The following is a 206-nucleotide window of genomic DNA, read 5'->3' as shown; positions in this document are numbered from 1 at the left end:
CGGTCGTGTATTTGGTGCATTTAGCGCTATGATGTTGACGTAAAAAGCGCTGCCACTTGCATACAATAAAGATATGCAAGATGACAAAGAAGGCCTGTTCGACGCTATGCCAACATGGCTTGCATGAATTCATATGGCGCAAGCATGTATTAAAGGCATAAAAGTAAATGGCGATAAATCGTTAGTAGCGGCAAAAGGCGGACACG

General features: G+C 43.7%; 1 pseudogene. It reads left to right on the top strand.

The window, feature by feature from the left end:
* Positions 1 to 206, top strand: a pseudogene (locus tag V6260_RS19580) (argininosuccinate lyase); the annotation flags it as partial.

It is taken from the genome of Pseudoalteromonas aliena (genome assembly GCF_038155085.1).
Taxonomy (GTDB): Bacteria; Pseudomonadota; Gammaproteobacteria; order Enterobacterales; family Alteromonadaceae; genus Pseudoalteromonas; species Pseudoalteromonas aliena_A.
The sequence above is the reverse complement of the archived record's forward strand: the minus strand, read 5'-3'. Positions and strand labels throughout refer to the sequence as shown.